The sequence below is a fragment of the Pseudomonas sp. MWU318 genome (genome assembly GCF_016756945.1).
GTDB classification, from domain to species: Bacteria; Pseudomonadota; Gammaproteobacteria; order Pseudomonadales; family Pseudomonadaceae; genus Aquipseudomonas; species Aquipseudomonas putida_A.
The window spans coordinates 38,811-64,294 of sequence record NZ_JAESJL010000006.1; the positions used below are offsets into that span (position 1 = coordinate 38,811).

The window sequence follows — 25,484 nt, forward strand, 5'->3', positions numbered from 1 at the left end:
GACCCCTTACGGAGCGCGCAATGCAGACATTGTTTCCGCAGATCAAACCCCACGCCCGGCACGATCTGGCTGTCGATGACACCCACACGCTGTATGTCGACGAAAGCGGTTCGCCGGAAGGCTTGCCGGTGGTGTTCATCCACGGTGGTCCAGGCGCCGGTTGCGACGCGCAGAGCCGTCGCTATTTCGATCCGAATCTGTATCGCATTGTTACCTTCGACCAGCGCGGCTGCGGACGCTCCACCCCGCATGCGAGCCTGGAAAACAACACCACCTGGGATCTGGTCGCCGACCTAGAGCGTATCCGCAAGCACTTGGGCATCGATAAATGGGTGCTGTTCGGCGGTTCGTGGGGTTCGACCCTGGCGCTGGCCTACGCGCAAACCCACCCGGAGCGCGTACACGGTCTGATCCTGCGTGGGATCTTTCTCTGCCGTCCGCAGGAAATCGAGTGGTTCTATCAGGCCGGTGCCAGCCGTCTGTTTCCTGATTACTGGCAGGACTACATCGCGCCAATCCCGCTGGACGAGCGCGACGATCTGCTCAGCGCTTTCCACAAGCGTCTGGTCGGTAACGATCAGATCGCCCAGATGCACGCGGCCAAGGCCTGGTCGACGTGGGAAGGGCGCACCGCGACCCTGCGCCCGAACCCGCTGGTGGTCGACCGTTTCTCCGAGCCGCAGCGCGCCCTGTCGATCGCGCGGATCGAATGTCACTACTTCACCAACAACGCATTCCTCGAGCCAAATCAGCTGATCCGCGACATGGGCAAGATCGCCCACCTGCCGGGGGTGATCATTCACGGTCGCTACGACGTGATCTGCCCGCTGGACAACGCCTGGGAACTGCATCAGGCCTGGCCGAACAGCGAACTGCAGGTGATTCGCGACGCCGGTCACGCCGCCTCCGAGCCGGGCATCACCGATGCGCTGGTGCGAGCCGCGAGCAACATGGCCCGCCGCCTGCTCGACCTGCCGCCCGAAGAAGCATGAAGGGGCTGTTACAGCGCGTGCGCGGTGCACGGGTCGAAGTCGCGGGAGAGATAGTCGGCGCGGTGGATCAGGGTTTGCTGGTGTTGGTGGCGGTCGAACCCGACGACACGCGTACCAGTGCCGACAAACTTTTGCATAAGCTGCTTAACTATCGGGTATTCAGTGACGCCGAGGGCAAGATGAATCTGTCCCTGGCGGATGTAGGTGGCGGGTTGCTGCTGGTCTCTCAGTTCACCCTGGCTGCCGACACCAAGAGCGGGTTGCGTCCGAGTTTCTCGACCGCGGCCCCTCCGGCATTGGGCGAGGAATTGTTCGACTATCTATTCAGCAAAGCGAAACAGATGCATGGCACTGTGGCATCAGGTAGATTCGGCGCGGATATGCAGGTGCACCTGGTCAACGATGGCCCGGTAACCTTCCTGTTACAGACATGAAAGCGCTTGAAACAGCTTTTCAAGGGCTTTTCGACTGAAAACAGGCGTTTTTCGCGATAAATACTTTGTTGCCCCTGATGCGTTGTCACGCGGGCTACTAGATAATCGCGCGCTATGGGGATCAGCGTTCGCTGTTCCATTTTTGACTTAGGTAGAGACTTGTCTGGATCCGATTGGGGAATCATTTTGCCCCAGCGGAGTCGGAACAATGCTCGCCAACTTGGCAAGGGTGCGCTGGGAGGTCGGCTTTTCAAAGTCGAAAACCCCACAGGCACTTAATCTGGCCGTTGGTTTTTTGATCTGTTTTCGGCGAGGGTTGCTCGTGATTGTTAGTCCCTGTAATGCAGCAAAAATGTCTGCCAAACGCATGCGAAGTGCCCTGGTAGCCGGCTCGGCGCTCCTGTGCCTGCTCAGCGCCGGCCAGCTTTGGGCGTTCAATCTTGACGATGTATCAGCCAAGGCTAAAGAGCTGGCCGGGCAGAAGTTCGAAGCCCCGCGCAGCAACCTGCCGAACGAATTCCGTGACATGAAGTTCGCGGATTATCAGAAAATCCGCTTCCTCACCGAAAAGGCTGAGTGGGCCGATCAGAAGACACCGTTCAAGCTGTCCTTCTATCACCAGGGCATGCACTTCGACACGCCGGTGAAAATCAACGAAATCACGGCGAACACCGTCGAAGAGATCAAATACGATCCGACCCGCTTCGATTTCGGCGACCTCAAGTTCGATCCGAAGGCCACCGAGCAACTGGGCTACGCCGGTTTCCGCGTGCTGTACCCGATCAACAAGGCCGACAAGCAAGACGAAATCATGACCATGCTCGGCGCGAGCTACTTCCGCGTCGTTGGCAAGGGTCACACTTACGGTCTGTCGGCCCGTGGTCTGGCCATCGACACCGCGCTGCCGTCGGGCGAAGAGTTCCCGCGTTTCCGCGAGTTCTGGATTCAGCAGCCGAAGCCGGGCGACAAGCATCTGGTGATCTTCGCCCTGCTGGATTCGCCGCGCGCCACCGGTGCCTATCGCCTGATCCTGCGTCCGGGCAGCGACACCATTGTCGACGTCAAGGCGCAGATGTTCCTGCGTGACAAGGTCGGCAAACTGGGCATCGCACCGTTGACCAGCATGTTCCTGTTCGGCGCCAACCAGCCGTCGAAAGTCCTCAACTACCGTCGTGAACTGCACGACTCCAGCGGTCTGTCGATCCATGCCGGCAACGGCGAGTGGATCTGGCGTCCGCTGAACAACCCGAAACACCTGGCCGTGAGCAACTTCAGCGTCGAGAACCCGCGTGGTTTTGGTCTGCTGCAGCGTGGCCGCGACTTCAGCCACTACGAAGACCTCGACGACCGCTACGACAAGCGCCCAAGCGCCTGGATCGAGCCGAAGGGCGAGTGGGGCAAGGGCACCGTTGATCTGGTAGAGATTCCGACTGCCGACGAAACCAACGACAACATCGTTGCGTTCTGGAGCCCGGAAACCATGCCGGAGCCAGGCAAGCCGCTGGACTTCGCCTACCGCCTGCACTGGACCATGGACGAAGCGGCGATTCACGCCCCCGATAGCGCCTGGGTCAAGCAGACCCTGCGCTCGACCGGTGACGTCAAGCAGTCGAACCTGATCCGTCAGCCGGATGGCAGCGTTGCCTACCTGGTCGACTTCGAAGGTCCATCGCTGGCGGCTCTGGCCCCGGATGCCGACGTGCGCAGTCAGGTCAGTGTTGGCGATAACGCCGAACTGGTCGAGAACAGCGTGCGCTACAACCCGGAAACCAAGGGCTGGCGCCTGACCCTGCGGATGAAGATCAAGGACGCGAGCAAGTCCACCGAGATGCGCGCTGCCCTGGTACAGCCAGTGGTCACCGCTGATCTGGCCAAGTCTTCGGTACCGGCGTCGAACTCGTCGGTGGCCAAGGCGGATAAGGTCGCGGCCAAGCAACAAGAGAAGGACGAGAAGGAAGCCAAGGCAGCCGAGGCCAAACAGGCCGACGCCAAGCCAGCCGCAGATGCCAAGGACAAGGCTAACAAAGACGCCAAGCAGCCAGCGGCTGCGAACGCGGCCCCAGCCACACCGGAATCGGCACCGACTGAAGAAGTCCTGACCGAGACCTGGAGCTATCAGTTGCCTGCCGATGAGTAACTCTCAAGTACAGCCAGAGACTCTGTCCGAGTATCTGGCGCATCTGCCGATGACCGACGAGCAGCGCGCGGAACTCGCGGGCTGCCAGTCCTTCAGCGAACTGCACCAGCGCCTGTCGTCGCCGACGTTCGACGCGCCTGCCGAAGCCGCCCAGGCTTCGGTGGCCAAGCGCCTGACCCTGAGCACCGCCGAAGAGCTGGAAGAGGCGGAAATGCTGGTGCTCGACGCCAGCGGTCGGGTCAGCATGAAAGCGACGCCGCCGATCCGTCGGACCAAAGTCGTGCCGGAGCCATGGCGCACCAATATTCTGGTGCGTGGCTGGCGCCGCCTGACCGGGCGCACCAATCCGCCACAGCCGCCGAAGGACGAAAACGTCTTGCCGGCGGCGCGCTGGCGCACGGTCGGTTCGATCCGTCGCTACATTCTGTTGCTGCTGATGCTCGGCCAGACCATCGTTGCCGGCTGGTACATGAAAGGCATCATGCCGTACCAGGGCTGGTCGTTCGTCGATCTGGACGAAGTGCTGCACCAGCCGCTGCTGCAAACCGCCACGCAGGTGCTGCCGTATGCGCTGCAAACCAGCATCCTGATCCTCTTCGGGATTCTGTTCTGCTGGGTCTCGGCCGGTTTCTGGACGGCGCTGATGGGCTTCCTCGAGTTGCTCACCGGTCACGATAAATACCGTATCTCCGGCAAAAGCGCGGGCAACGAGCCGATTCCGAAAGACGCCCGTACCGCGCTGGTGATGCCGATCTGCAACGAGGACGTGCCCCGGGTATTCGCCGGTCTGCGCGCCACCTTCGAATCGGTCGCCGCTACCGGTGATCTGGATCGCTTCGACTTCTTCGTCCTCAGCGACAGTAACGACACCGATATCTGCGTCGCCGAGCAACAGGCCTGGCTGGACGTCTGCCGTGAAGCCAAGGGCTTCGGCAAGATCTTCTATCGCCGCCGTCGCCGCCGTGTGAAACGCAAGAGCGGCAACCTCGACGACTTCTGCCGTCGCTGGGGTGGTGACTACAAGTACATGGTCGTGCTCGACGCCGACTCGGTGATGAGCGGCGAGTGCCTGACCAGTCTGGTACGCCTGATGGAAGCCACGCCGGACGCCGGGATCATCCAGACCGCGCCGCGAGCGTCGGGCATGGACACGCTGTATGCACGCATGCAGCAGTTCGCCACCCGCGTTTACGGCCCGCTGTTCACCGCCGGTCTGCACTTCTGGCAGTTGGGTGAATCTCACTACTGGGGTCACAACGCGATCATCCGCATGAAGCCGTTCATCGACCACTGCGCCCTGGCGCCGTTGCCGGGCAAAGGTGCGTTCTCCGGGGCGATCCTGTCTCACGACTTCGTTGAAGCCGCGCTGATGCGCCGTGCCGGTTGGGGCGTGTGGATTGCCTACGACCTGCCGGGCAGTTACGAAGAGTTGCCGCCGAATCTGCTCGACGAGCTCAAGCGTGACCGTCGCTGGTGCCACGGCAACCTGATGAACTTCCGCCTGTTCCTGGTCAAAGGTATGCACCCGGTGCACCGCGCGGTGTTCCTCACCGGCGTGATGTCGTACCTGTCGGCGCCGTTGTGGTTCTTCTTCCTGGTGCTGTCGACCGCGCTGCTGGCGGTGAACACGCTGATGGAGCCGCAGTACTTCCTGGAACCGCGTCAGCTCTATCCGTTGTGGCCACAATGGCACCCGGACAAGGCGATCGCGCTGTTCTCGACGACTATCGTGCTGCTGTTCCTGCCGAAACTGCTGAGCATCATCCTGATCTGGGCCAAGGGCGCGAAAGAGTTCGGTGGCAAGTTCAAGGTGACCCTGTCGATGCTGCTGGAGATGTTGTTCTCCATGCTGCTGGCGCCGGTGCGGATGATTTTCCACACCCGTTTCGTCCTCGCCGCGTTCCTCGGCTGGGCCGCGACCTGGAACTCGCCACAGCGTGACGACGACTCCACGCCATGGAGCGAGGCGGTCAAGCGTCACGGTCCGCAGACCCTGCTGGGCTTCTGCTGGGCGCTGCTGGTGATCTGGCTGAACCCGAGCTTCCTGTGGTGGCTGGTGCCGATCGTCGGTTCGCTGATGCTGTCGATCCCGGTGTCGGTGATTTCCAGCCGTGTCGGTCTGGGCCTCAAGTCCCGTGACGAGAGCCTGTTCCTCATCCCAGAGGAATACAATCCGCCACAGGCGCTGCTGGCGACCGATCAGTACACCCACGAGAACCGCTGGCATGCACTGAACGACGGCTTCATCCGCGCCGTGGTCGATCCGCAGCAGAACGCCCTGGCGTGTTCGCTGGCGACGGCCCGTCACGGTCAGGCCGAGCCGATCGAGTGGCTGCGTCAGGAGCGTGTACGTCACGCCCTGAAGGCTGGCCCGGCGGCGCTGAGCAATCATGATCGCCTGCAACTGCTGAGTGATCCGGTGGCGCTGGCGCGTCTGCACGAGCTGGTCTGGTCCGAAGATCACAAGGAATGGCTGGATGCCTGGCGTGCTTCGGTGAAAGCCGATCCGCATGCACCGCTGTTGCCACTCAAGCCTGTGAGCTTGCAGGCGCAACCGGCCTGATGAAGAAACCCCGCTAACTAGCGGGGTTTTTTTATGGCGCTGAAAAGCCCCCTCATCGGAACGCCGCCCGCCTAACCCTCTCCCGGAGGGAGAGGGGACTGACCGGATTGTATATTCGAGTTGCATCGACCTTAGAAATCGAGTCGAACTTAGCTTTCGAATATTTCCCCGATCGGCTCCCTTTCCCCCTCTCCCCTCTGGGGAGAGGGCTGGGGTGAGGGGTGGCCTTTGAATGTTAAACAAATCGTCCATTAAACCTTGTGCAAAAAATCGAGTGCGTTAGCATCCGTCCCCGAATTGGCGCGCCCGGACGATCTTGTCCATTTCAGTCGGTTTTCGCGCCGCAATTGCAATGGTTTTGGGGACTTGAAGATGAAGAAGTATCTGTCGATGCTGCTGGTCGGCGTCACGGCACTGGTTGCAGTCAATGCGGCGCACGCCGGTGCAATCGATGACGCGGTCAAGCGCGGCACGTTGAAAGTCGGTATGGATCCGACCTACATGCCGTTCGAAATGACCAACAAGCGTGGCGAGATCATCGGTTTCGAAGTCGACATCCTCAAAGCCATGTCCAAGGCCATGGGGGTCAAGCTGGAGCTGGTGTCCACCGGTTACGACGGGATCATCCCGGCCCTGATGACCGACAAGTTCGACATGATCGGCAGCGGCATGACCCTGACTCAGGAGCGCAACCTGCGCCTGAACTTCAGCGAACCGTTCATCGTGGTCGGCCAGACCCTGCTGATCCGCAAGGAGCTGGAAGGCACCATCAAGTCCTATAAAGACCTGAACACCGCCGACTATCGCATCACCTCCAAGCTCGGCACCACCGGTGAGATGGTCGCCAAGAAGCTGATCGCCAAAGCCAAGTACCACGGCTACGACAACGAGCAGGAAGCCGTGCTCGACGTGGTCAACGGCAAGGCCGACGCCTTCATCTACGACGCGCCGTACAACGTGGTCGCGGTGAACAAGGTCGGCGCCGGCAAACTGGTGTTCCTCGACAAGCCGTTCACCTACGAGCCGCTGGCCTTCGGTCTGAAGAAGGGTGATTACGACAGCATCAACTTCATCAACAACTTCCTGCACCAGATCCACGAAGACGGCACCTACGATCGCATCCATGACAAGTGGTTCAAGAGCACCGAGTGGCTCAAGGACATGGAATAACACTGGGTCAGTCAGACCGAGTCGCCCCATTCGCGAGCAGGCTCGCTCCCACATTGGAATGCATTCCCCTGTGGGAGCGAGCCTGCTCGCGAAGAGGCCCTCCATAGCAACAAAAATCCGGAACCTGCAATGAAACAGAAAAAAGCCCAATGGCCCTGGCACGTCCTGACCGTGCTGGTGCTGGTCGGCCTGGCGGGCGCGTTGTATTACGCCACGTCGCTGATGTCCTACGAATGGCGCTGGAACCGCGTGCCGCAGTACTTCGCCTATCAGGCCGAAGAATCCCTGCGTGCCACCGATATCTCCACCGTCACCGAGCTGGTGCGCAAGGGCGCCAGCGCGCAGGTCACCCTGCGCAACGACGCCGGTGACGAGCAGCACCTGACCGTCGACGAAAACAGCCTGCAATTCGCTCAGGGCGACGATGTGGCTGAAGGTGACGTCGTGGGCGTGACCCGGCACTGGGCGGCAGGGCCGCTGCTGTGGGGCCTTTGGACCACGCTGTGGTTGTCGGTAGTGTCCGGCGTACTCGGTCTGTTGATCGGCCTGGTCACCGGACTGTGCCGCCTGTCGAGCAACCCGACCCTGCGCGACCTGTCGAGCATCTACGTCGAGCTGGTGCGCGGTACGCCGCTGCTGGTGCAGATCTTTATCTTCTACTTCTTCATCGGCACGGTGATGAACCTGTCCCGGGAGTTCGCCGGGATCGCCGCGCTGTCGCTGTTTACCGGCGCCTACGTGGCCGAGATCATCCGTTCCGGCGTGCAGTCGATTGCCCGTGGCCAGAACGAAGCGGCGCGTTCGCTCGGTCTGAGCGCCGGCCAGTCGATGCGCCACGTGGTACTGCCGCAAGCATTCAAACGCGTACTGCCGCCGCTGGCCGGGCAGTTCATCAGCCTGGTCAAGGACACCTCGCTGGTGTCGGTGATTGCGATTACCGAGCTGCTGAAAAGTGGCCGTGAAGTCATCACCACCTCGTTCTCGCCGTTCGAAATCCTGTTCTGCGTCGCCGGCCTGTACCTGTTGATCAACCTGCCGCTGTCGAAAATCGCCAGCCGGCTTGAGCGGAGGCTCGCGCAAAGTGATTGAAGTCCGCGATCTGGTAAAAGTCTTCGACACCCGTGGCCAGGTAGTTCGGGCTGTGGATAACGTCACCACTTCCGTTGCCAAAGGCGAAGTGCTGGTGGTGATCGGCCCGTCGGGTTCGGGCAAATCGACCTTCCTGCGCTGCCTCAATGGCCTGGAAGAATTCGACTCGGGTTCTGTGAGCATCGACGGCCTGCAACTGGCCGACCCGAAAACCGACGTCAACGCCTACCGCCGCGAAGTCGGCATGGTCTTCCAGCACTTCAACCTGTTCCCGCATATGACCGTGCTGGAAAACCTCTGCCTGGCGCAGAAAGTTGTGCGCAAGCGTGGGCAGAAGGAAAGTGAGGCCAAGGCTTTGGCGTTGCTGGAGAAGGTCGGTATTGCGCAGAAGGCCCGGGAATATCCGTCACGCCTGTCCGGCGGCCAGCAACAGCGCGTGGCGATTGCCCGGGCGCTGGCGATGGACCCGAAAGTGATGCTGTTCGACGAACCGACGTCGGCCCTCGACCCGGAAATGGTCGGTGAAGTCCTGGACGTGATGAAGAACCTGGCCGTGGAAGGCATGACCATGGTTTGCGTCACCCACGAAATGGGCTTCGCCCGGGAAGTGGCGGATCGGGTGCTGTTCTTCGATCACGGTAAACTGCTGGAAGATGCTTCTCCGGCGGAGTTCTTCGATGCACCGAAGGACCCGCGCGCGCAGGCTTTCCTGCGGCAGGTCCTGTAAAGCAAAAAAGATCGCAGCCTTCGGCAACTCCTACAGAGTCATGTGTACACCTGTAGGAGCTGCCGAAGGCTGCGATCTTTTGCTGTGATGGTTAGACCTTGAACCGCCCCACCAGCATCTGCAGATGCGTCCCCAGCCGCGCCAGCTCAACGCTGGAAGCCGCGGTCTCTTCACTCGCCGCCGACGTCTGATCCGACACATCCCGCACATTCAGCACGCTGCGGTTGATCTCTTCAGCCACGGCGCTCTGCTGCTCGGCCGCTGCGGCGATCTGCTGGTTCATCGCCTGAATCGCCGAGACGGTGCGGGTGATGCTTTCCAGTGAGCCACCGGCGCGGCGGGTCAGTTCGACGCTGCTGTCGGTCAGGCTGCGGCTGTTGTCCATGATCGTTGCCACTTGCTGGGTGCCGTTCTGCAGGCCGACGATCAGCTCTTCGATCTCTTCGGTGGACTTCTGCGTGCGCTGGGCGAGGCTGCGCACTTCATCGGCAACCACCGCAAAACCACGCCCGGCCTCACCGGCACGCGCTGCTTCGATGGCGGCGTTGAGCGCCAGCAGGTTGGTTTGCTGGGCCACGGACTTGATCACGTCGAGCACGCTGCCGATCTTGTCGCTCTCGCGCTTGAGTTCGCCCATGGCTTCGGTGGAGTGGCCGACTTCGACGGCCAGACGCTCGATCTGCGCGATCGCTTCACCGACCACCTTGTCGCCTTCGCGGGCCTGTTGATCGGCGGCCACGGCGGCTTCGGAAGCTTCCTCGGCGTTGCGCGCGACTTCCTGCACAGTGGCGGCCATTTCGTTCATGGCGGTGGCGACCTGATCGGTCTCGATCTTCTGATTGTTGACCCCGGCGCTGGTCTGCTCGGTGACCGCCGACAGCTCTTCGGCAGCGCTGGCGATCTGCGTGACGCCGTCGCTGATGCCACCGATCAACTCGCGCAGGCCTTGGGTCATGCTCTGCATCGAGCGCTGCAACTGGCCGAGTTCGTCGCGACGCTGCGACACCAGATTGTGGGTCAGATCGCCGGCGGCCACGCGCTCGGCGACTTTCAGGGTCTGATTCAGCGGAATGATGATCTGCCGGGTGATCGCCCACGCGGCGAGCAAACCGAAGGCCACGGCCAGCAGGGTGGCGATGATCAGCATGTTCTTGGCGTGCGCGGCATCGGTATCGCGCACCACGGTTTGTGATTCGGTGAGCTTCTTGCTGAGGTCGAGGAGGATGTCGCCCTGAGCCGTCATGGTTGCCCCGGCCTTGGCATTGTTCACCTGCGAGTCGCGGAACTGAGCGACCGCCGCGCGATAAGCTTTGATCGAGTCGGTGGCCTGTTGCAGGTTAGCGATGTGCTGTTCGGGCAGTTTCGCCGGCAGGCTGTCGAGGTTTTTCAGTGCATTGTCGATGGCGTCCAGCGCGGGCTGCTCCGCCTCGGCCTTGCCGCTGTAGGTGTAGCCGCGCACCTGATAGCGCGCTTGCTGCAACAGTTTGCTCAGTTCGATCACGCTGTTGAATTGCGCGACGCTGTCACCCTGCAGCATGGATTTCTCGACTTCCGAGACTTTGGCCACGGCATTGTCGGCACTCGCGCCGAGCTTGCTGCGCGCGTCCTCACGCTGCACGGTGGCCTGTGTCATGTCGGCGAAGGCACGTTTGTACTCGGCGACAGCGGCCAGTTGCTGATCGACCATGGCCGCATCTGAGGGCTGTTCGATCAGGCCGCGCGCGGTTTGCAAGCCGCTGGCGAGTTTGGCCAGCAACTCGTTGACCGCGCCCGGGCCTTGTTCGCCGCGACGCGCTTCATAGTCCAGACGCGCCAGGCGCAGGTCCTTGGTCAGTTCATTGAGGCTGGAGATGAAGCCGAGCTTGTCGCCACGGCTGATAATGCCGCCCATGCCGGTCCAGCCGGTAAAGGTAATCAGCAGGGTGAGCAACAGCACCAGGCCGAAACCGATGCCCAGCTTGCGTTTGACGCTGACGTTCCCAAGATTCTCGGCTAACCAACGGTACATGCGACGACTCCCCTCGGACCACTAATTGGACTTATGGGGACTGTATCGGCTGGGTGATGGCAATCTGTAACCCGATTTGAATGCCAACCCCGAATTCCTGTAGGAGCTGACGAGTGCAACGAGGCTGCGATCTTTTGATCTTGCTGTTAAAAAACAAAATCAAAAGATCGCAGCCTGCGGGAGCTCCTACAGGGGGAGCGGTGTGTCAGAACAGGCGGGCGAGCAGGGCGGTGACGGCGGTTTCGACGCGCAGGATACGTTCGCCCAGTTGCACCGGTTGCAGGCCGGACTTGCCCAGCAGGTCGATTTCGTAGGGGATCCAGCCGCCCTCGGGGCCGATCGCCAAGGTCACCGGTTCGCTCAATGCCCGTGGGCACGGCGGGTAATTGCCGGGGTGGCCGACCAGGCCGCGGGTGCCTTCGCTGATCGCCGGCAGGCGATCTTCGACGAACGGCTTGAAGCGTTTCTCGATGATGATCTCCGGCAGCACGGTATCGCGGGCCTGTTCGAGGCCGAGGATCAGATTCTCGCGAATCGCTTCCGGCTCCAGAAACGGCGTCTGCCAGAAACTCTTCTCGACCCGGTAGCTGTTGAGCAGAATCACCTTCGACACACCCATGGTCGCCACGGTCTGGAACACCCGTCGCAGCATTTTCGGGCGGGGCAGGGCCAATACCAGCGTCAATGGCAGCTTGGCCGGTGGTGGTTGATCGAGGGTGACACGCAACTCGGCTTCACCGGCCTCAAGGCGAAGCAGCTCAGCCGAGCCCATCAAGCCATTGATCCGTCCCACGCGCAGGCTGTCACCGACTTCCGAGCGGTGCACTTCCTGCATGTGGGTCAGGCGCCGGTCACGCAGCACGACGCGGTCGGCCGCGATGAAGTCGGCCTCTTCGAGCAACAGCAGGTTCATGCCTGGGTCGCTGGCGGCTGGTCGTTGTGATCGTCGGCCGGATTTTCGTCCGGGCGTTCGCGCTTGCTGACAAGGCTGCCGAACAGAATGCCGATTTCAAACAGCATCCACATCGGTACCGCCAGCAGGGTCTGCGAGAAAATGTCCGGCGGGGTGAGGATCATGCCGACCACGAAGCAGCCGATGATCACGTACGGGCGGATCTTCTTCAGGTATTTGACGTCGACCACGCCGATCCACACCAGCAGCACCACGGCCACCGGAATTTCGAACGCGACGCCAAAGGCGAAGAACAGCGTCATCACGAAGTCGAGGTAACTGGTGATGTCGGTCATCATTTCCACGCCGGCCGGGGTGGCGGCGGCGAAGAACTTGAAGATCAGCGGGAACACGAAGTAATAGGCGAACGCCATGCCGGTGTAGAACAGCAGGATGCTGGACACCAGCAGCGGCACGGCGATGCGCTTCTCATGCTTGTACAGGCCCGGCGCGATGAAGCCCCAGATCTGATGCAGGATCACCGGGATCGCGAGGAACAGCGAGACCATCATCGTCAGCTTCAGCGGCGTCAGGAACGGCGACGACACATCCGTGGCGATCATCGTCGCGCCGACCGGCAGGTACTGGCGCAGCGGCGTGGAGACGAAGGTGTAGATCTGCTGGGTGAAGGCGAACAACCCGGCGAAGATGATGAACACCGCCGCCACACAACGCAGCAGGCGGGTGCGCAACTCGGTGAGGTGCGATACCAGCGGCATGTGCTGGTCGTTTTCAGGGAGATCGCTCATGGGGCTCGCGGCGGCAGTGTAGGGTCGTGAGGCGCTGGTGTGGTCGGCGCGGCGGTTGGGGCTACGTGTTCAACCGAAGTATTTGCAGCAGCGGGCACTGGTTCTGTCGGCGCTGCAACAGGTGCAGGTGCAGCGGGCGCGGCTGGCGCATGAATCGTCTGCTCGCCGACATGCTCAACCGGCGTCGGCTCCTGCTGAACCGGCGTGAAAATCTTCCGCGCCTCCTGCTCCAGCGACAGAATGTGCTCGTTGTGCAGTTGCCGACGGATTTCGTCGGCACCGATTTCACGTTCAACTTCCTGTTTGATCGCGTTGAAGCTGCGCTTCAGCCGCCCGACCCACAGGCCGGCGGTGCGCGCAGCGCCCGGCAGACGCTCGGGGCCCAGCACCAGCAGGGCGACGAGGCCGACGAGCAGCAGTTCAGAGAAGCTGATACCAAACATTTGTCAGTCTCACACGTCTTTGCGGATCGGCTCTTCGACTTTCTGCGCCTGCACGTCGATGGTGTGCGGCGGGTTGGCCTGAGCGGTGGCTTGCGGCTGCACCGGAGGCACCGGTTGCGCAGGCGTTACGGTCGGATCGGCGGCGGGTTTCTCGTCATCGTTCATGGCTTTGCGAAAGCCCTTGATCGACTCGCCGACGTCGGTGCCGAGGTTTTTCAGTTTCTTGGTGCCGAACACCAGCACCACGACTACCAGAATGACGATCCAGTGTTTCCAGTCAAAAATGCCCATGTTGCTGTTCCTCTCTAAAAGTTGTTCAGGCGGACGGACGCGAGGCTTTCTCGACGTGTCCGGACAGACCGAAGCGACGATCCAGTTCATCCAGCACGGCCTGCGGATGCTGCCCCAGTTGGGCGAGCATGACCATGCTGTGGAACCACAGGTCGGCAGTCTCGTAGATCACATCGCTGCAGTCACCGCTGATGGCGGCGTCCTTGGCGGCAATAATGGTTTCGACCGACTCTTCGCCGACTTTCTCCAGAATCTTGTTCAGGCCCTTGTGATACAGACTAGCTACATATGAGCTGTCGGCAGCGGCGCCCTTGCGCTCTTCAAGCACCTGAGCGAGGCGGGTCAGGGTGTCACTCATGTTTGTGTCCTGCGGAATAGATAGCGTGCGGGTCTTTCAGAACCGGGTCGACCGTTTTCCAGTCGCCGTTTTCGTAGACGCGGTAAAAGCAGCTTTGACGGCCGGTATGGCAAGCGATGTCGCCGATCTGCTCGACCATCAGGATGATCACGTCGGCATCACAGTCCAGGCGCATTTCATGCAGGGTCTGTACGTGGCCGGACTCTTCGCCCTTGCGCCACAGCTTGCCACGGGAACGTGACCAGTAGATTGCACGGTTTTCCGCAGCGGTCAGTTCCAGCGCTTCGCGGTTCATCCAGGCCATCATCAGCACGCGCCCGGTCTTGTGATCCTGGGCAATCGCCGGCACCAGGCCATCTGCGTCCCACTTGATCTCGTCCAGCCAGTTTTTCATCTTCGACTCCGACAGCGAACCCGCACTTCGATAGTCGGGTTCAGGCGTTGAAACAGTGTGCCAGCCGATCAGCAAACTGGCTATCGGCGAACGACCAGATACAAGCCGACTGCCACCATGATGCCCGCCGGCCAATGCCCCAGTTCGTGCAGTGGGCCACCGGCGGCGAGGATCGTCCCGCCCGCCAGATGCGCGCAACCGAGCAGGCGTAGGAACCAGTCGTCCTTGCGTTTGTGCCACGGTGGCGGCGGGTCGTAGGCGTGCGGTTGCGACATGCGTTCGAGCAGATCGCGAGCCATGTTGGCCAGGTGCGGCAGCTGTTCGAACTGGCTCTGCACGTTGCCGAGCAAGGCTTTCGGGCTGACGCGCTCGCGCATCCAGCGCTCGAGGAACGGCTGCGCGGTGTTCCACAGATCCAGATCCGGGTACAGCTGACGGCCGAGGCCTTCGATGTTCAGCAGGGTCTTTTGCAGCAGCACAAGTTGCGGCTGCACTTCCATATTGAAGCGTCGCGCGGTCTGGAACAGACGCATCAGCACCTGGCCAAATGAAATATCTTTTAACGGTTTTTCGAAGATCGGCTCGCACACGGTGCGGATCGCCGCTTCGAATTCGTTGAGCTTGGTTTCCGCCGGCACCCAGCCCGAGTCGATGTGCAATTGCGCCACGCGGCGGTAGTCACGCTTGAAGAAGGCGAACAGGTTGCGCGCCAGGTAGTCCTGGTCTTCCGGGGTCAGGCTGCCGACGATGCCGCAGTCGATCGCGATGTACTGCGGGCTCCACGGATTGACGGTGCTGACGAAGATGTTGCCCGGGTGCATGTCGGCGTGGAAGAAACTGTCGCGGAACACCTGGGTGAAAAAGATCTCCACGCCGCGCTCGGCGAGCATTTTCATGTCGGTGCGCTGGTCGGCGAGGGTCGCCAGATCCGTCACCTGAATCCCGTAGATGCGCTCCATCACCAGCACTTTCGGCCGGCACCAGTCCCAATAGACTTGCGGCACGTAAAGCAGCGGCGAGCCTTCGAAGTTGCGCTTCAACTGGCTGGCGTTGGCCGCCTCGCGCAGCAGGTCGAGTTCGTCGTAGATGGTTTTTTCGTAGTCCTGCACCACGTCCACCGGGTGCAGCAGGCGGGCGTCGGCGGAGACTTTTTCGGCGGCGCGGGCGAGGATGAACAGCCACGCCAGATCCTGGGCGATCACCGGTTTCAGGCCCGGACGGATCACCTTGACCACCACTTCTTCGCCGGTCTTCAGTTGTGCGGCATGCACCTGCGCCACCGAGGCCGAGGCCAGCGGTTCGACGTCGAAACGGCTGAACACTTCGCTGATCTTCTTGCCCAGCTGCTCTTCGATCAGTTTGACCGACAGCTGCGAATCGAACGGCGGCACGCGGTCCTGCAGCAGCATCAGCTCATCGGCGATGTCTTCCGGCAGCAGGTCGCGGCGGGTCGAGAGAATCTGTCCGAACTTGATGAAGATCGGCCCCAGATCCTGCAGCGCCAGGCGCAGGCGCGCGCCACGGCTCAGCTCCAGCGGCTTGCGCGGGAACCAGCGCCACGGTAGCACATAGCGCAGCGCCAGGAGAAACCAGGGCAGCGGCAGCTCGAACAGCAGGTCATCGAGGCGGTAGCGGATCACGACGCGCTGGATGCGCAACAGACGGCGGACGGCAAGCAGCTTCATGCGTTATCGCTTGGGTCGAGGGATCGGGAAAGGCGCTCGAAGCGCGCCTCGAGACGTTCCAGATCAAGTTTGATCCGGTCCAGTTCGCTGAACCGCGCTTCGGCTTCGCGCTGCCCGACGAGGGTGCGCGATTCTTCGGCGAGGTATTCGGCGAGGTTCTGGTTGAGGCTGGCAAATCCTTGTTGATACCAGCGTGCGCGGCTGCGCAGGTGACCGCCAATCAGTTGCGTGGCGACCGGGCCGAGCCAGCGTGAAAGTTCGTACTCCCAGTCCAGCTCGAGGTCCTGCAGCACCCCGGCCAGTTCCAGCAGCACGCCGCTGTCACCGTCGAGCTCGACCTCCGGGGCGTGCAGCACCGCGGTCTTGTCTTTGCTCACGGCCAGTTTCACCAGGCTCGACGCCGGGGCGCGCAGGGTGCAGTCGACGCCGGTTTCCCAATGCGAGGCGAGCATCAGGCCTTCATCGCTGGGCAGGATGAACAGTTGCAGCGCCGGGCTGCGGCAATCGACGGCAATTACTTTGCCGGTCAGATGCGCCAGCCGCGGCAGCGCCGTGCTGTCGAGACGCAGCACCCGGTTGAGGCCGAGTTCGACGCTGGCGAGCAGCCCGGTGAGTAACATCAGGGCTTGATGCCGCGGTGCAGGGCGACGATGCCTGCGGTCATGTTGTGATAGGTCACGCGGTCGAAACCGGCGTCGACCATCATCGACTTCAGGGTTTCCTGATTCGGGTGCATGCGGATCGATTCGGCCAGGTAGCGATAGCTTTCCGAGTCGTTGGTGATCAGCTTGCCCATCAGCGGCATGAAGGCGAACGAGTAAGCGTCGTAGGCTTTCGACATCAGCGCGTTGGTCGGCTTGGAGAATTCCAGCACCAGCAGACGGCCACCGGGCTTGAGCACGCGCAGCATCGAGCGCAGGGCGTCTTCTTTGTGCGTCACATTGCGCAGGCCGAAAGCGATGGTCACGCAGTCGAAGTGGTTGTCCGGGAACGGCAGTTTTTCCGCGTCCGCCTGAACGAATTCGACGTTGCCCGACACACCCAGGTCCAGCAGACGGTCACGGCCGACCTTGAGCATCGATTCGTTGATGTCGGCCAGTACCACCTGACCGGTCGGGCCAACCAGGTGCGAGAATTTCTTGGTCAGGTCACCGGTACCGCCGGCGATATCGAGCACGCGGTTGCCTGCACGCACACCGGACAGTTCGATCGCGAAACGCTTCCACAGACGGTGCATGCCGCCCGACAGAAGGTCGTTCATCAGGTCGTACTTCGCGGCTACGGAGTGGAACACCTCAGCGACTTTTTCCGCTTTCTGGCTTTCCGGAACGTTTTTGAAGCCGAAGTGAGTGGTGGGTTCGGCATCGCTGCCTTTGCGCTGATCAGTCATATCGCTGTCACCAAAAGAGAATGCGCGACATTCTAATCCCCAAGCCATGCTTTGTCTTGGAATGGCTAAAGGTAAGATGGGCGACCTTCGGGACGATTTGCCGCAGACGCGGTCAAGATTTACCGTCACCCATTCATCAAGCAGGAGTCATTCGATGGCCAAAATCAGTGTTGAGCGTGCCCACAGCCTGGGCAAGGAAGCCGCCCGCGAGAAGGCCGACAAGCTGGCGCAGAAACTCTCCGATCAATATGGCCTGGAGCCGCAGTGGTCGGGTGACACCCTGAACCTCAAACGCTCGGGCGTGAAAGGCGCGGTGCATGTGGCCGACGATTCGATCCGTGTCGACGTGGAACTGGGCATCATGATGTCGGCCATGAGCGGCATGATCAAAGCCGAGATCGAGAAGGCGCTGGACAAGGCGCTGGTCTGAACATCAAAAGATCGCAGCCTTCGGCAGCTCCTACAGGGGAATGTGTGCCCCTGTAGGAGCTGCCGAAGGCTGCGATCTTTTCATTCAGGCACCCCTCATTTATGTCAGTTGTTAGGGTGCCGTTTCTAATTTTTCTCCCTACTTTGTGCCTGAGCCCGACACCTTTGCGGGCAGTTCCTCAAACCTTCTGCGCGTGAGGTGCACCATGGCCAAAGTAATTCTGAAGAAAAAAATCGACGCTTCGACTTCTGCTCTGAGCGACGTCAAATCCTATGCCCGCAAGATCTGGCTGGCAGGCCTGGGTGCCTACGCCAAGGTCGGCCAAGAGGGCAGCGAGTACTTTCAGGAGTTGATCAAGGCTGGTCAAACTGTTGAAAAGAAAGGCAAAAAAGTCGTCACCGAAAAACTCGAAGCCGCCAATGCCGAGATCGATGAAGCCAAGGGCGAAGTCAGCTCGTTCAAAGGTCGCGTCGAAGTTCAGCTCGACAAGGTCGAGAAGGCGTTCGACTCCCGTGTAGCAAGCGCCTTGAATCGTATCGGCATTCCGTCTAAACATGACGTTGAGACACTCTCTGCTAAGCTCGATGAGCTGACGGCATTGCTCGAACGCGTCGCGCGTAAATCTTAAGGAGAACGGGATGGCTGGTAAAAAGAACACCGATAAAGAAGGCAGCTCGTGGATTGGGAAAGTCGAAGACTACTCCCGCAAAATCTGGCTGGCTGGTTTAGGCGTGTACTCGAAGATCGACACTGACGGCAGCAAGCTCTTCGATACATTGGTCAAAGACGGCGAGAAAGCCGAGAAGCTCACCAAGTCTGCAGTCGGCAAGAAAGTCGATGCCGCCAAGGATTCCGCTTCTTCGGCCAAGTCGCGTATCAGCGGCGTGAAAGATCGCGCACTGGGCAAGTGGGACGAGCTGGAAGGGGCTTTCGACAAGCGCCTGAACAGCGCGATTTCGCGCCTGGGTGTGCCTAGCCGCAATGAAGTCAAGGCGCTGCACAGCAAGGTCGAAACACTGACCAAGCAGATCGAGAAACTCACCGGTCTGAAAACGCAACCGGTCGCGGCGAAAACCGCAGCGGCCAAACCGGCAGCCAAAACCGCCGCCAAGCCATTGGCGAAAGCGGCTGCGAAACCAGCTGCCAAAGCTGCGGCCAAGCCAGCGGCAAAAACCGTTGCCGCCAAGCCTGCTGCTAAAACGGCCGCTGCCAAACCAGCCGCCAAGGCTGCCGCGAAACCGGTTGCTGCCAAAGCGGCTGCGAAACCTGCGGCCAAGTCCGCGGCCAAACCAGCAGCGAAAACCGCTGCCGCCAAACCTGCTGCCAAGCCTGCGGCCAAACCGGCTGCGGCGAAAAAACCGGCAGTGAAAAAACCGGCCGCGCCGAAGGCTGCTGCTCCGAAGCCAGCTGCACCCGCAGCAGCCAAGCCAGCTACCCCGGCAACCCCGGCCAGCGCGTCGAACTCCGCCGCTGCACCGACTCCGGTAGCCACCCCGACTGCTGCATCGACCCCGTCGACGCCAACCAGTCAGTCCTGATTTTTCAGGGCAAAACAAAACGCCCGGCCTGTGAAGGTCGGGCGTTTTTGTTTGTGCTTTTTAAAAGCTTACCCTCACCCCAGCCCTCTCCCCGAGGGAGAGGGGGCCGATTCGGGGATGCTTCAGCCTTACACCGACCTGAAAGTGTCGTATTGAATCCCTAATCGACTGGATTTTTCAGGTCGCCGTATCGCGTAAGACAATAAGGTCAGTCCCCTCTCCCTCTGGGAGAGGGTTAGGGTGAGGGGCTCTTGATTTCATTCGTGATCTTCGAGGTATTGCAGGGCCATCCGCTCCGTCGCCACCTTCACCGGCGGCAACAAATGCGGCGCCACCAGCATCATGATCTGGTACACCACCAGTTTGACCTCACCCTCTCGATCGAGAATCCGTTGATAGTCCAACGAAAACAGCAGGGTCATGGTGATCTGTTCCACCAGTTGCCCCAACGCCTGGGTGTCACTGACCAGTTGTCCCGAAGCCTTCAACCGCGCAAGCAAGGACGCCAGCGTGCGCTTGAGCGCGTTGAGCAGGTTGCGAATGCCCTTGGCCAGTTTCGGCAGGCGCCCGGCGAGGTTCGACAGGTCCTGGAACAGAAACCGGTACTGCGCCAGGCGCTCGACGATCAGGTGCAGAAACAGCCAGTAATCCTCCGGCGCCAGTTCGGCATCCGATGGCGGATCGAGCAGCGGCGCCAGTTCGTTCTGGAAACGTTCGAACAGGCCCAGAATCAACGGCTCCTTGCCGTGGAAGTGGTAGTAGAGGTTGCCGGGGCTGATCCCCATTTCGTTGGCAACTTCCATGGTGGAGACGTTGGGCTCACCCTTTTCGTTGAACAGTTGCAGGGCACATTCGAGAATCCGGTCGCGGGTTTTCATCCAGTCTTCTTAGAAAAGTTCGGTTAAGCGTCAGCGCACATGCACGTAGGTGCCGGGTGCTGCCTCCATCGGTGGATAATTCGGGTTGCCGAGGGTAAACGTGGTTTCGTGCTGCGTGCCGGAGCGCTGCTGTATCCACTCCAGCCACTGCGGCCACCAACTGCCGTCGACGCGTTTGGCGTCGTAATACCACGCGCGCGGATCGCTGCTCAGCTTGCCGTTCTCGACGTAATTGGCTTTCGGGTTGCTCGGCGGGTTGAGGATGCTCTGCACGTGCCCACTGTTGGACAGTACGAAACGTCGCTCGCCACCGAGCAGCAGGGTCGAGCGGTACACCGCGTCCCACGGCGTGATGTGGTCGTTCATGCCGGCCACGCTGAAGCTGTCGACGGTGACTTTCTGCAGATCGATCGGCGTGCCGCAGACTTCCAGCCCGCCCGGGTGGGTCAGCGGGTTGTGTTTGAAGAAGTCCAGCAGGTCACCGTGGAACGCGGCGGGCAGGCGCGTGTTGTCATTGTTCCAGTAGAGGATGTCGAAGGCTGGCGGCTCCTTGCCGAGCAGGTAGTTATTGACGAAGTAACTCCAGATCAAATCGTTGGGCCGCATCCAGGCGAACACCTTGGCCATGTCGCGACCGTCCAGCACGCCTCTCTGATAGGAACGGCGCTTGGCAGCTTCGATGGTCTGTTCGTCGGCGAACAGGGTGGTCGGGGTTTCGATCTCGCTGTCGAGCAGGCTGACCAGATAGGTCGCACTGGAGATTCGCCGCAGCTGCCGTTTGGCCTGCAGATGCCCCTGCAGCGCGGCAATGGTCAGGCCACCGGCGCAGGCGCCCATCAGGTTGACCTCGCGCGCGCCGGTGATCGCCCGGCAGATGTTCATCGCTTCTTCCACCGCTTCGACGTAGGTCGACAGGCCCCATTCCCGGTGGCGTACGTCCGGGTTGCGCCAACTGATCATGAAGGTCTGCAGGCCGTTTTTCAGCGCGTACTGGACGAAGCTGTTGTGCGGGCTGAGATCGAAAATGTAGTACTTGTTGATTTGCGGCGGCACCACCAGCAGCGGCTTGGCGTACTGCTTTTCGCTCATCGGCTTGTACTGGATCAGCTCGAGCATCTCGTTGCGAAACACCACCGCACCGGTGGTGGTGGCGACGGTCTTGCCGACTTCGAAAGCCTGCTTGGTGACCTGACGCGGCAGGCCATCGTTGTGCAGCAGATCATCGAACAGATGGCTCAGGCCGCGCACCAGACTCTGGCCGCCGGAATTGAACAGCTCCTTGACCGCCAGCGGATTGAGCAAGGTATTGGAGGGCGCGACGGCATCGTTGAGCAAGGTGAACGCGAAGTGCGCGCGGGCGCGGTCGTCCTCGCTCATGCTGCTTTCATCGATCCAGCTCTTGACCTGTTCCTGCCAGGCCAGATACGCCTGCAGGCTGCGCCGGTAGAACGGATTGAGGCTCCACGCCGGGTCGGCGAACCGCGCGTCCTGCGGGTTGGTCGGGTGCAGGGTTTCACCGAGCAGCACGCGACCGAGCTGGCCGCCGAGTTTCAAGGCGTGTTTCGCACTGTGGAGCGGGTTGCGCAGACCGTGGGCGGCGACGCTGCGCAAGGTCGAGAGCAAGTCCCGCCCACGCAGGCCGGTCATTGCACTTTGTGCATTGATGAACACGGCGGGACTGGGCACTACGCCCGTCGCAGGTTTGTCGCGCATGACTCAACACTCCTTCGTCTTCAGGTCAAAAACAAACTCACCGAACCAGAACACCATAGTCGCTGTTACGGGTTGCTGCCTGCGCGGCGTCCTGCCGCGCACTTCGTTCAAAACCCTGCATAAAGCCTGCCGCGGTGATTTATCCGCCCAGCGGGGTCGGATGCGGGTGCATCACGGCGCGCTGCCGTTCCTCCTCAAGGAATTTCATGATGATCGGCGCCACGGCTTCGGCGCGGGTGATCAGGAACAAATGACCGTCGTCGATGATGTGCAGCTGGGCGTTGGGGATGCGCCAGGCGAGCATGCGCATGTTGATCAGCGGGATCAGTGGATCGTCGTCGCCGGCCAGCACCAGGGTCGGCTGATGGATCTTGTGCAGCCAGTGAATGCTGGTCCAGCCGAGGCCGGCGAACAGCTGCCAGTAGTAACCGAGCTTGCCCGCCGAACGCACTTTCGCCGCATGGCTGGCGGCCAGCGTCGGGTCGCGGCGGAACGAGCCGCCATAGATCAACGGCGCAATGCGGATCACGTGCGATGGCTGGATGTAACGGCGTGGGCTGGCCATCATCCACAACACTTTCGGCTTGCCCGGCACCATGAAGGCGCCGGCCGCGGTTGCCGCCAGCACCAGTTTCTTGCAGCGTTCGGGATAGTCGTGGGCGAATTGCTGCGCCAGCGCGCCGCCCCACGACACGCCGATCACGTTGACCTGACCGTAGTCGAGGTAGTCGAGCATCCGCGCCGTCAGCTTCGCCAGCCCGGGAAAGCGATAAGGCCGGTTGGGCGTCGACGAGCCGCCGACACCGGGTACGTCGAAGGCGATCACTTCCAGATCCGGGTCCAACGCCGCGACGAACGGAAACACCAGCTCCAGGTTGGCGCCGATGCCATTGAAAATCAGCAAGGGCGTCAAATGAGGCTTGCCGGGGCGTACCGCGGTGCGGAGGGTCTGCCCATCCAGATCGACGGTACGAAAAATGAACGGTTGCGGCATGCTTCAGGCCCTGTGGATTAATTCATCCCCGCCCCACTGTAGGAGCTGCCGCAGGCTGCGATCTTTTGACTTTGATTCTAAAAACAAGATCAAAAGATCGCAGCCTGCGGCAGCTCCTACAGGGGGGGCGAGGTTTCAGTTACCGCTCGTGAACGTAGGTGCCCGGCGAGGCCTCGCCTGCCGGATACGCCTTGTTGCCCAGTTTCAGTGGTGCCTTTTTCAGATTGCCCGAGCGTTCAGCCTGCCACGCCTGCCAGTACAGCCACCAGGAATCGGTGTGCTTGGTAGAGTTTTCTTGCCAGTCGTCGGCATTGGCGGCCATGCCTTCGCTGGTCATGTAGCGCGACTTCGGGTTGCCTGGCGGGTTCAGGATGCTCTGGATGTGCCCGCTGCTCGACAGCACGAACTCGACCTTGCCGCCAAACAGCTGCGCCGACTTGTAGCAGGACTTCCACGGGGTGATGTGGTCGTTGGTACCGGCCAGCGAGAAAATGTCGGCTGTGACCTGCTTGAGGTCGATCGGCGTGCCGCACACTTCCAGTGCATTGGGGCGAATCAGTGGGTTGTTTTTGAACATCTCGATCAGGTCGCCGTGAAACGCCGCCGGCAACCGGGTGGTGTCGTTGTTCCAGAACAGGATGTCGAACACCGGCGGCTCGTTGCCGAGCAGGTAGTTGTTGACCCAGTAGTTCCAGATCAGGTCGTTGGGGCGCATCCACGCGAAGACCTTGGCCATGTCTTTGCCTTCGAGCACGCCGGCCTGATACGAGTGGCGCTTGGCGGTCTCGAGGGTCTGCTCGTCGACGAACAGGGCGACGTCGCTGTCCAGAGTGGTGTCGAGGACGCTGACCAGCAGGGTCAGGGCGTTGACCTTCTTTTCGCCGAGGGCGGCATAGTGGCCGAGCAGGGCTGTGCAGGTGATGCCACCGGAGCAGGCGCCGAGCATATTCACGTCTTTGCTGCCGGTGATTGCCGTGACCACGTCGACTGCTTCCTTGAGCGCATCGATGTAGGTCGACAGGCCCCACTCGCGCTGGGCCTTGGTCGGGTTGCGCCAACTGACGATGAAAGTCTGCACGTTATTGCGCAGGCAGAAGCGCGCGAGACTCTTGTCCGGGCTCAAATCGAAAACGTAGAACTTGTTGATCTGTGGCGGCACCACGAGCAGTGGACGCTCGTGGACTTGCTCGGTGATCGGCTTGTACTGGATCAGCTCCAGCACGTCGTTGCGAAACACCACCGCGCCTTCGGTCACGCCGAGGCTCTTGCCGACTTCGAACGCGCCCATGTTGACCTGGCTCGGCATGCCGCCGTTGTGTACCAGATCCTTGGCCAGATGCGAGAGGCCGTCGAGCAGGCTTTTGCCACCGGTCTCGAAGAAGCGTTTGACTGCTGCCGGGTTGGCGGCGGTGTTGGTCGGGGCCATGGCTTCGGTCATCAGGTTGATCACGAAGTGGCCGCGCGCGATGTCTTTGGGTGACAGGCTGCTGTCGTCGATCCAGGAATGGAGCTCCTTGCGCCACGCCAGGTAAGTTTGCAGATAACGTTTGTAGAGCGGGTTCTGACTCCACGCCGGATCAGCGAAGCGACGGTCATCGCTGGCCGGTTGCAGTTCGGATTTGCCGAACAGCACGTTCTTCAGTTCGAGACCGAAATGGGTCACGTGCTTGACGCTATGGATCGGTTGTTTGATGGCCTGGGTCAGCACCATTCGAGCAGAGGCCAGCAGATCCTTTCCGCGCAGCCCAACGACGGGATTAAGCCCCAGGGTGTTTTCCGAGGCTTGGTACTTCAGGTCATCGTTATTCTTGTTACTCATCTACGACGCTCCATTGTCCTGAGACGAGTACCCGGTTTCTGCTGTGCAGTTCCACAGCCAATGCCAGGTACTACTGCTCGGGTGACCGTTAATTCTGCATAGCTGCTTTACAGTCGTAGAGCACTGCAGGGAACTTGCCAGCTCCATTGGTTACCCGAGTTTAATTTTTTTCGCAAGCAGGCCGATCCTCGGCCACACAGCAGAGCATTCAAACAGATGAATTTAGAAAATGCCCTCTAAAGAGCAAGAGTCTCGGACTAGAGCATCAGCTTGACGATTGACTGGTCCGGATCGCGGGTTTTCCCGGCCGCTTTGAGTTCGGCCAGATAATCGGCCCAGAGTGCGTCATGACGTCGCCCCAGCTCGTAGAGATAATCCCAGGTGAACAGACCGCTGTCGTGACCGTCGTCGAAGGTCAGTTTCAGTGCGTACTGACCGGCCGGTTCCAGGCCGCTGAGGCCGACATTGAGCTTGCCGAATTGCAGGATCGGTTTGCCGTGGCCCTGGACCTCGGCGGAAGGGGAATGCACGCGCAGGAATTCGGCGGGCAGGGTGTATTCCTCGCCGGACGCGTAGGTGAGCGTCAGGGTTTTCGAGGCTTTGTGCAGTTTGATGTCGGTGGGGATAGTAGTCATTGCAGGTCATCCGACTGTGATGAGCCCCTGTAAGAGCTGCCGCAGGCTGCGATCTTTTGATCTTGTCTTTTATAAATCAAAATCAAAAGATCGCA

General features: G+C 60.9%; 25 protein-coding genes and 1 pseudogene. 10 read left to right on the plus strand and 16 right to left on the minus strand.

All coding sequences use genetic code 11. The annotated features are described in order from the left end of the window. Window positions 1-20: 20 nt before the first annotated feature. From pip to JN524_RS15515, 7 genes are all read left to right on the plus strand, one after another. Entirely contained in the window at window positions 21-992 is a 972-nt protein-coding gene (gene pip / locus JN524_RS15485) for a prolyl aminopeptidase (RefSeq protein WP_003220824.1), read from the plus strand. Continuing rightward, complete coding sequence (gene dtd, locus JN524_RS15490) at window positions 989-1,426, plus strand: D-aminoacyl-tRNA deacylase (RefSeq protein ID WP_115985302.1); 438 nt, start codon at window positions 989-991, stop codon at window positions 1,424-1,426. Before pip ends, dtd begins: the two co-directional genes overlap by 4 nt. Window positions 1,427-1,778: 352 nt before the next feature. Continuing rightward, the gene (locus JN524_RS15495; protein WP_167734086.1) at window positions 1,779-3,563 is read left to right on the plus strand and encodes a glucan biosynthesis protein G; all 1,785 of its coding nucleotides are present in this window, start codon (window positions 1,779-1,781) and stop codon (window positions 3,561-3,563) included. Next, window positions 3,556-6,126 (plus strand): glucans biosynthesis glucosyltransferase MdoH, encoded by a 2,571-nt coding sequence (gene mdoH, locus JN524_RS15500; protein WP_134785235.1) that lies wholly within the window; start codon window positions 3,556-3,558, stop codon window positions 6,124-6,126. Before JN524_RS15495 ends, mdoH begins: the two co-directional genes overlap by 8 nt. Window positions 6,127-6,498: 372 nt before the next feature. Beyond that, the gene (locus tag JN524_RS15505) at window positions 6,499-7,296 is read left to right on the plus strand and encodes a transporter substrate-binding domain-containing protein (protein ID WP_003220833.1); all 798 of its coding nucleotides are present in this window, start codon (window positions 6,499-6,501) and stop codon (window positions 7,294-7,296) included. A gap of 129 nt (window positions 7,297-7,425) precedes the next feature. Further along, window positions 7,426-8,385 carry an amino acid ABC transporter permease gene (locus tag JN524_RS15510; RefSeq protein WP_202369898.1) on the plus strand — a complete coding sequence of 320 codons (960 nt, stop codon included), beginning with the start codon at window positions 7,426-7,428 and terminating at the stop codon, window positions 8,383-8,385. Next, window positions 8,378-9,112 (plus strand): amino acid ABC transporter ATP-binding protein, encoded by a 735-nt coding sequence (locus JN524_RS15515; protein ID WP_007961769.1) that lies wholly within the window; start codon window positions 8,378-8,380, stop codon window positions 9,110-9,112. Before JN524_RS15510 ends, JN524_RS15515 begins: the two co-directional genes overlap by 8 nt. A gap of 91 nt (window positions 9,113-9,203) precedes the next feature. Here JN524_RS15515 and JN524_RS27525 read toward each other — a convergent pair whose 3' ends face one another. The 11 genes and pseudogenes from JN524_RS27525 to ubiE form a co-directional block, all read right to left on the minus strand. Beyond that, complete coding sequence (locus JN524_RS27525; RefSeq protein WP_371917811.1) at window positions 9,204-10,076, minus strand: methyl-accepting chemotaxis protein; 873 nt, start codon at window positions 10,074-10,076, stop codon at window positions 9,204-9,206. Continuing rightward, window positions 10,059-11,120 (minus strand): annotated as a pseudogene (locus JN524_RS27530) (methyl-accepting chemotaxis protein); the annotation flags it as partial. The pseudogene JN524_RS27530 and the gene JN524_RS27525, both read right to left, overlap by 18 nt. Window positions 11,121-11,325: 205 nt before the next feature. Continuing rightward, window positions 11,326-12,033, minus strand: coding sequence for a 16S rRNA (uracil(1498)-N(3))-methyltransferase (locus tag JN524_RS15525; protein ID WP_202369900.1), 708 nt, complete (start codon window positions 12,031-12,033; stop codon window positions 11,326-11,328). Further along, complete coding sequence (tatC, locus tag JN524_RS15530) at window positions 12,030-12,821, minus strand: twin-arginine translocase subunit TatC (protein ID WP_003220842.1); 792 nt, start codon at window positions 12,819-12,821, stop codon at window positions 12,030-12,032. The genes JN524_RS15525 and tatC overlap by 4 nt, the downstream gene beginning before the upstream one ends. Further along, window positions 12,818-13,264: a Sec-independent protein translocase protein TatB gene (gene tatB, locus JN524_RS15535; RefSeq protein ID WP_145595956.1), complete on the minus strand. Its 447-nt coding sequence runs from the start codon at window positions 13,262-13,264 to the stop codon at window positions 12,818-12,820. Before tatB ends, tatC begins: the two co-directional genes overlap by 4 nt. Window positions 13,265-13,273: 9 nt before the next feature. Next, window positions 13,274-13,555, minus strand: a complete 282-nt coding sequence (locus tag JN524_RS15540; protein ID WP_003220847.1) for a twin-arginine translocase TatA/TatE family subunit — start codon at window positions 13,553-13,555, stop codon at window positions 13,274-13,276. A 25-nt stretch (window positions 13,556-13,580) separates the two neighbouring features. Beyond that, window positions 13,581-13,913 carry a phosphoribosyl-ATP diphosphatase gene (locus JN524_RS15545; protein WP_003220849.1) on the minus strand — a complete coding sequence of 111 codons (333 nt, stop codon included), beginning with the start codon at window positions 13,911-13,913 and terminating at the stop codon, window positions 13,581-13,583. Then, window positions 13,906-14,307, minus strand: a complete 402-nt coding sequence (gene hisI / locus JN524_RS15550) for a phosphoribosyl-AMP cyclohydrolase (protein ID WP_003220851.1) — start codon at window positions 14,305-14,307, stop codon at window positions 13,906-13,908. The genes JN524_RS15545 and hisI overlap by 8 nt, the downstream gene beginning before the upstream one ends. Window positions 14,308-14,387: 80 nt before the next feature. Then, entirely contained in the window at window positions 14,388-15,992 is a 1,605-nt protein-coding gene (gene ubiB / locus JN524_RS15555; protein ID WP_202369901.1) for a ubiquinone biosynthesis regulatory protein kinase UbiB, read from the minus strand. Next, window positions 15,989-16,612 carry a ubiquinone biosynthesis accessory factor UbiJ gene (locus JN524_RS15560; protein ID WP_003220855.1) on the minus strand — a complete coding sequence of 208 codons (624 nt, stop codon included), beginning with the start codon at window positions 16,610-16,612 and terminating at the stop codon, window positions 15,989-15,991. Before JN524_RS15560 ends, ubiB begins: the two co-directional genes overlap by 4 nt. Further along, window positions 16,612-17,382, minus strand: a complete 771-nt coding sequence (gene ubiE / locus JN524_RS15565) for a bifunctional demethylmenaquinone methyltransferase/2-methoxy-6-polyprenyl-1,4-benzoquinol methylase UbiE (RefSeq protein WP_007961779.1) — start codon at window positions 17,380-17,382, stop codon at window positions 16,612-16,614. The genes JN524_RS15560 and ubiE overlap by 1 nt, the downstream gene beginning before the upstream one ends. Window positions 17,383-17,536: 154 nt before the next feature. Here ubiE and JN524_RS15570 point away from each other — a divergent pair, with 154 nt between their 5' ends. The 3 genes from JN524_RS15570 (at window position 17,537) to JN524_RS15580 (ending at window position 19,350) form a co-directional block, all read left to right on the plus strand. Then, the gene (locus JN524_RS15570) at window positions 17,537-17,812 is read left to right on the plus strand and encodes a polyhydroxyalkanoic acid system family protein (RefSeq protein WP_003220859.1); all 276 of its coding nucleotides are present in this window, start codon (window positions 17,537-17,539) and stop codon (window positions 17,810-17,812) included. Window positions 17,813-18,017: 205 nt separating this feature from the next. Next, window positions 18,018-18,440 carry a phasin family protein gene (locus JN524_RS15575; RefSeq protein WP_202369902.1) on the plus strand — a complete coding sequence of 141 codons (423 nt, stop codon included), beginning with the start codon at window positions 18,018-18,020 and terminating at the stop codon, window positions 18,438-18,440. 10 nt (window positions 18,441-18,450) lie between these two features. Further along, the gene (locus tag JN524_RS15580) at window positions 18,451-19,350 is read left to right on the plus strand and encodes a phasin family protein (protein ID WP_202369903.1); all 900 of its coding nucleotides are present in this window, start codon (window positions 18,451-18,453) and stop codon (window positions 19,348-19,350) included. Window positions 19,351-19,607: 257 nt separating this feature from the next. On the opposite strand, the gene JN524_RS15585 is transcribed toward JN524_RS15580, so the two are convergent. The 5 genes from JN524_RS15585 to JN524_RS15605 form a co-directional block, all read right to left on the minus strand. Further along, entirely contained in the window at window positions 19,608-20,228 is a 621-nt protein-coding gene (locus JN524_RS15585; protein WP_103520650.1) for a TetR/AcrR family transcriptional regulator, read from the minus strand. A 30-nt stretch (window positions 20,229-20,258) separates the two neighbouring features. Then, on the minus strand, window positions 20,259-21,941 hold the full coding sequence (phaC, locus tag JN524_RS15590) for a class II poly(R)-hydroxyalkanoic acid synthase (protein WP_202369904.1): 1,683 nt from the start codon (window positions 21,939-21,941) through the stop codon (window positions 20,259-20,261). A 139-nt stretch (window positions 21,942-22,080) separates the two neighbouring features. Continuing rightward, a complete protein-coding gene (gene phaZ / locus JN524_RS15595) occupies window positions 22,081-22,935 on the minus strand; it encodes a poly(3-hydroxyalkanoate) depolymerase (protein WP_027611303.1) in 855 nt (284 codons plus the stop codon). A 139-nt stretch (window positions 22,936-23,074) separates the two neighbouring features. Next, window positions 23,075-24,754 carry a class II poly(R)-hydroxyalkanoic acid synthase gene (gene phaC, locus JN524_RS15600; RefSeq protein ID WP_202369905.1) on the minus strand — a complete coding sequence of 560 codons (1,680 nt, stop codon included), beginning with the start codon at window positions 24,752-24,754 and terminating at the stop codon, window positions 23,075-23,077. Between the two features lie 257 nt (window positions 24,755-25,011). Further along, window positions 25,012-25,389, minus strand: coding sequence for a gamma-butyrobetaine hydroxylase-like domain-containing protein (locus JN524_RS15605; protein WP_202369906.1), 378 nt, complete (start codon window positions 25,387-25,389; stop codon window positions 25,012-25,014). Window positions 25,390-25,484: the final 95 nt, after the last annotated feature.

Coding starts and splice junctions, on each gene's coding strand:
- pip (WP_003220824.1), top strand. CDS start 21: ATGCAGACATTGTTTCCGCAGATCAAACCCCACGCCCGGCACGATCTG.
- dtd (WP_115985302.1), top strand. CDS start 989: ATGAAGGGGCTGTTACAGCGCGTGCGCGGTGCACGGGTCGAAGTCGCG.
- JN524_RS15495 (WP_167734086.1), top strand. CDS start 1,779: ATGTCTGCCAAACGCATGCGAAGTGCCCTGGTAGCCGGCTCGGCGCTC.
- mdoH (WP_134785235.1), top strand. CDS start 3,556: ATGAGTAACTCTCAAGTACAGCCAGAGACTCTGTCCGAGTATCTGGCG.
- JN524_RS15505 (WP_003220833.1), top strand. CDS start 6,499: ATGAAGAAGTATCTGTCGATGCTGCTGGTCGGCGTCACGGCACTGGTT.
- JN524_RS15510 (WP_202369898.1), top strand. CDS start 7,426: ATGAAACAGAAAAAAGCCCAATGGCCCTGGCACGTCCTGACCGTGCTG.
- JN524_RS27525 (WP_371917811.1), bottom strand. CDS start 10,076: ATGCAGAGCATGACCCAAGGCCTGCGCGAGTTGATCGGTGGCATCAGC.
- JN524_RS15525 (WP_202369900.1), bottom strand. CDS start 12,033: ATGAACCTGCTGTTGCTCGAAGAGGCCGACTTCATCGCGGCCGACCGC.
- tatC (WP_003220842.1), bottom strand. CDS start 12,821: ATGAGCGATCTCCCTGAAAACGACCAGCACATGCCGCTGGTATCGCAC.
- tatB (WP_145595956.1), bottom strand. CDS start 13,264: ATGTTTGGTATCAGCTTCTCTGAACTGCTGCTCGTCGGCCTCGTCGCC.
- JN524_RS15540 (WP_003220847.1), bottom strand. CDS start 13,555: ATGGGCATTTTTGACTGGAAACACTGGATCGTCATTCTGGTAGTCGTG.
- JN524_RS15545 (WP_003220849.1), bottom strand. CDS start 13,913: ATGAGTGACACCCTGACCCGCCTCGCTCAGGTGCTTGAAGAGCGCAAG.
- hisI (WP_003220851.1), bottom strand. CDS start 14,307: ATGAAAAACTGGCTGGACGAGATCAAGTGGGACGCAGATGGCCTGGTG.
- ubiB (WP_202369901.1), bottom strand. CDS start 15,992: ATGAAGCTGCTTGCCGTCCGCCGTCTGTTGCGCATCCAGCGCGTCGTG.
- JN524_RS15560 (WP_003220855.1), bottom strand. CDS start 16,612: ATGTTACTCACCGGGCTGCTCGCCAGCGTCGAACTCGGCCTCAACCGG.
- ubiE (WP_007961779.1), bottom strand. CDS start 17,382: ATGACTGATCAGCGCAAAGGCAGCGATGCCGAACCCACCACTCACTTC.
- JN524_RS15570 (WP_003220859.1), top strand. CDS start 17,537: ATGGCCAAAATCAGTGTTGAGCGTGCCCACAGCCTGGGCAAGGAAGCC.
- JN524_RS15575 (WP_202369902.1), top strand. CDS start 18,018: ATGGCCAAAGTAATTCTGAAGAAAAAAATCGACGCTTCGACTTCTGCT.
- JN524_RS15580 (WP_202369903.1), top strand. CDS start 18,451: ATGGCTGGTAAAAAGAACACCGATAAAGAAGGCAGCTCGTGGATTGGG.
- JN524_RS15585 (WP_103520650.1), bottom strand. CDS start 20,228: ATGAAAACCCGCGACCGGATTCTCGAATGTGCCCTGCAACTGTTCAAC.
- phaC (WP_202369904.1), bottom strand. CDS start 21,941: ATGCGCGACAAACCTGCGACGGGCGTAGTGCCCAGTCCCGCCGTGTTC.
- phaZ (WP_027611303.1), bottom strand. CDS start 22,935: ATGCCGCAACCGTTCATTTTTCGTACCGTCGATCTGGATGGGCAGACC.
- phaC (WP_202369905.1), bottom strand. CDS start 24,754: ATGAGTAACAAGAATAACGATGACCTGAAGTACCAAGCCTCGGAAAAC.
- JN524_RS15605 (WP_202369906.1), bottom strand. CDS start 25,389: ATGACTACTATCCCCACCGACATCAAACTGCACAAAGCCTCGAAAACC.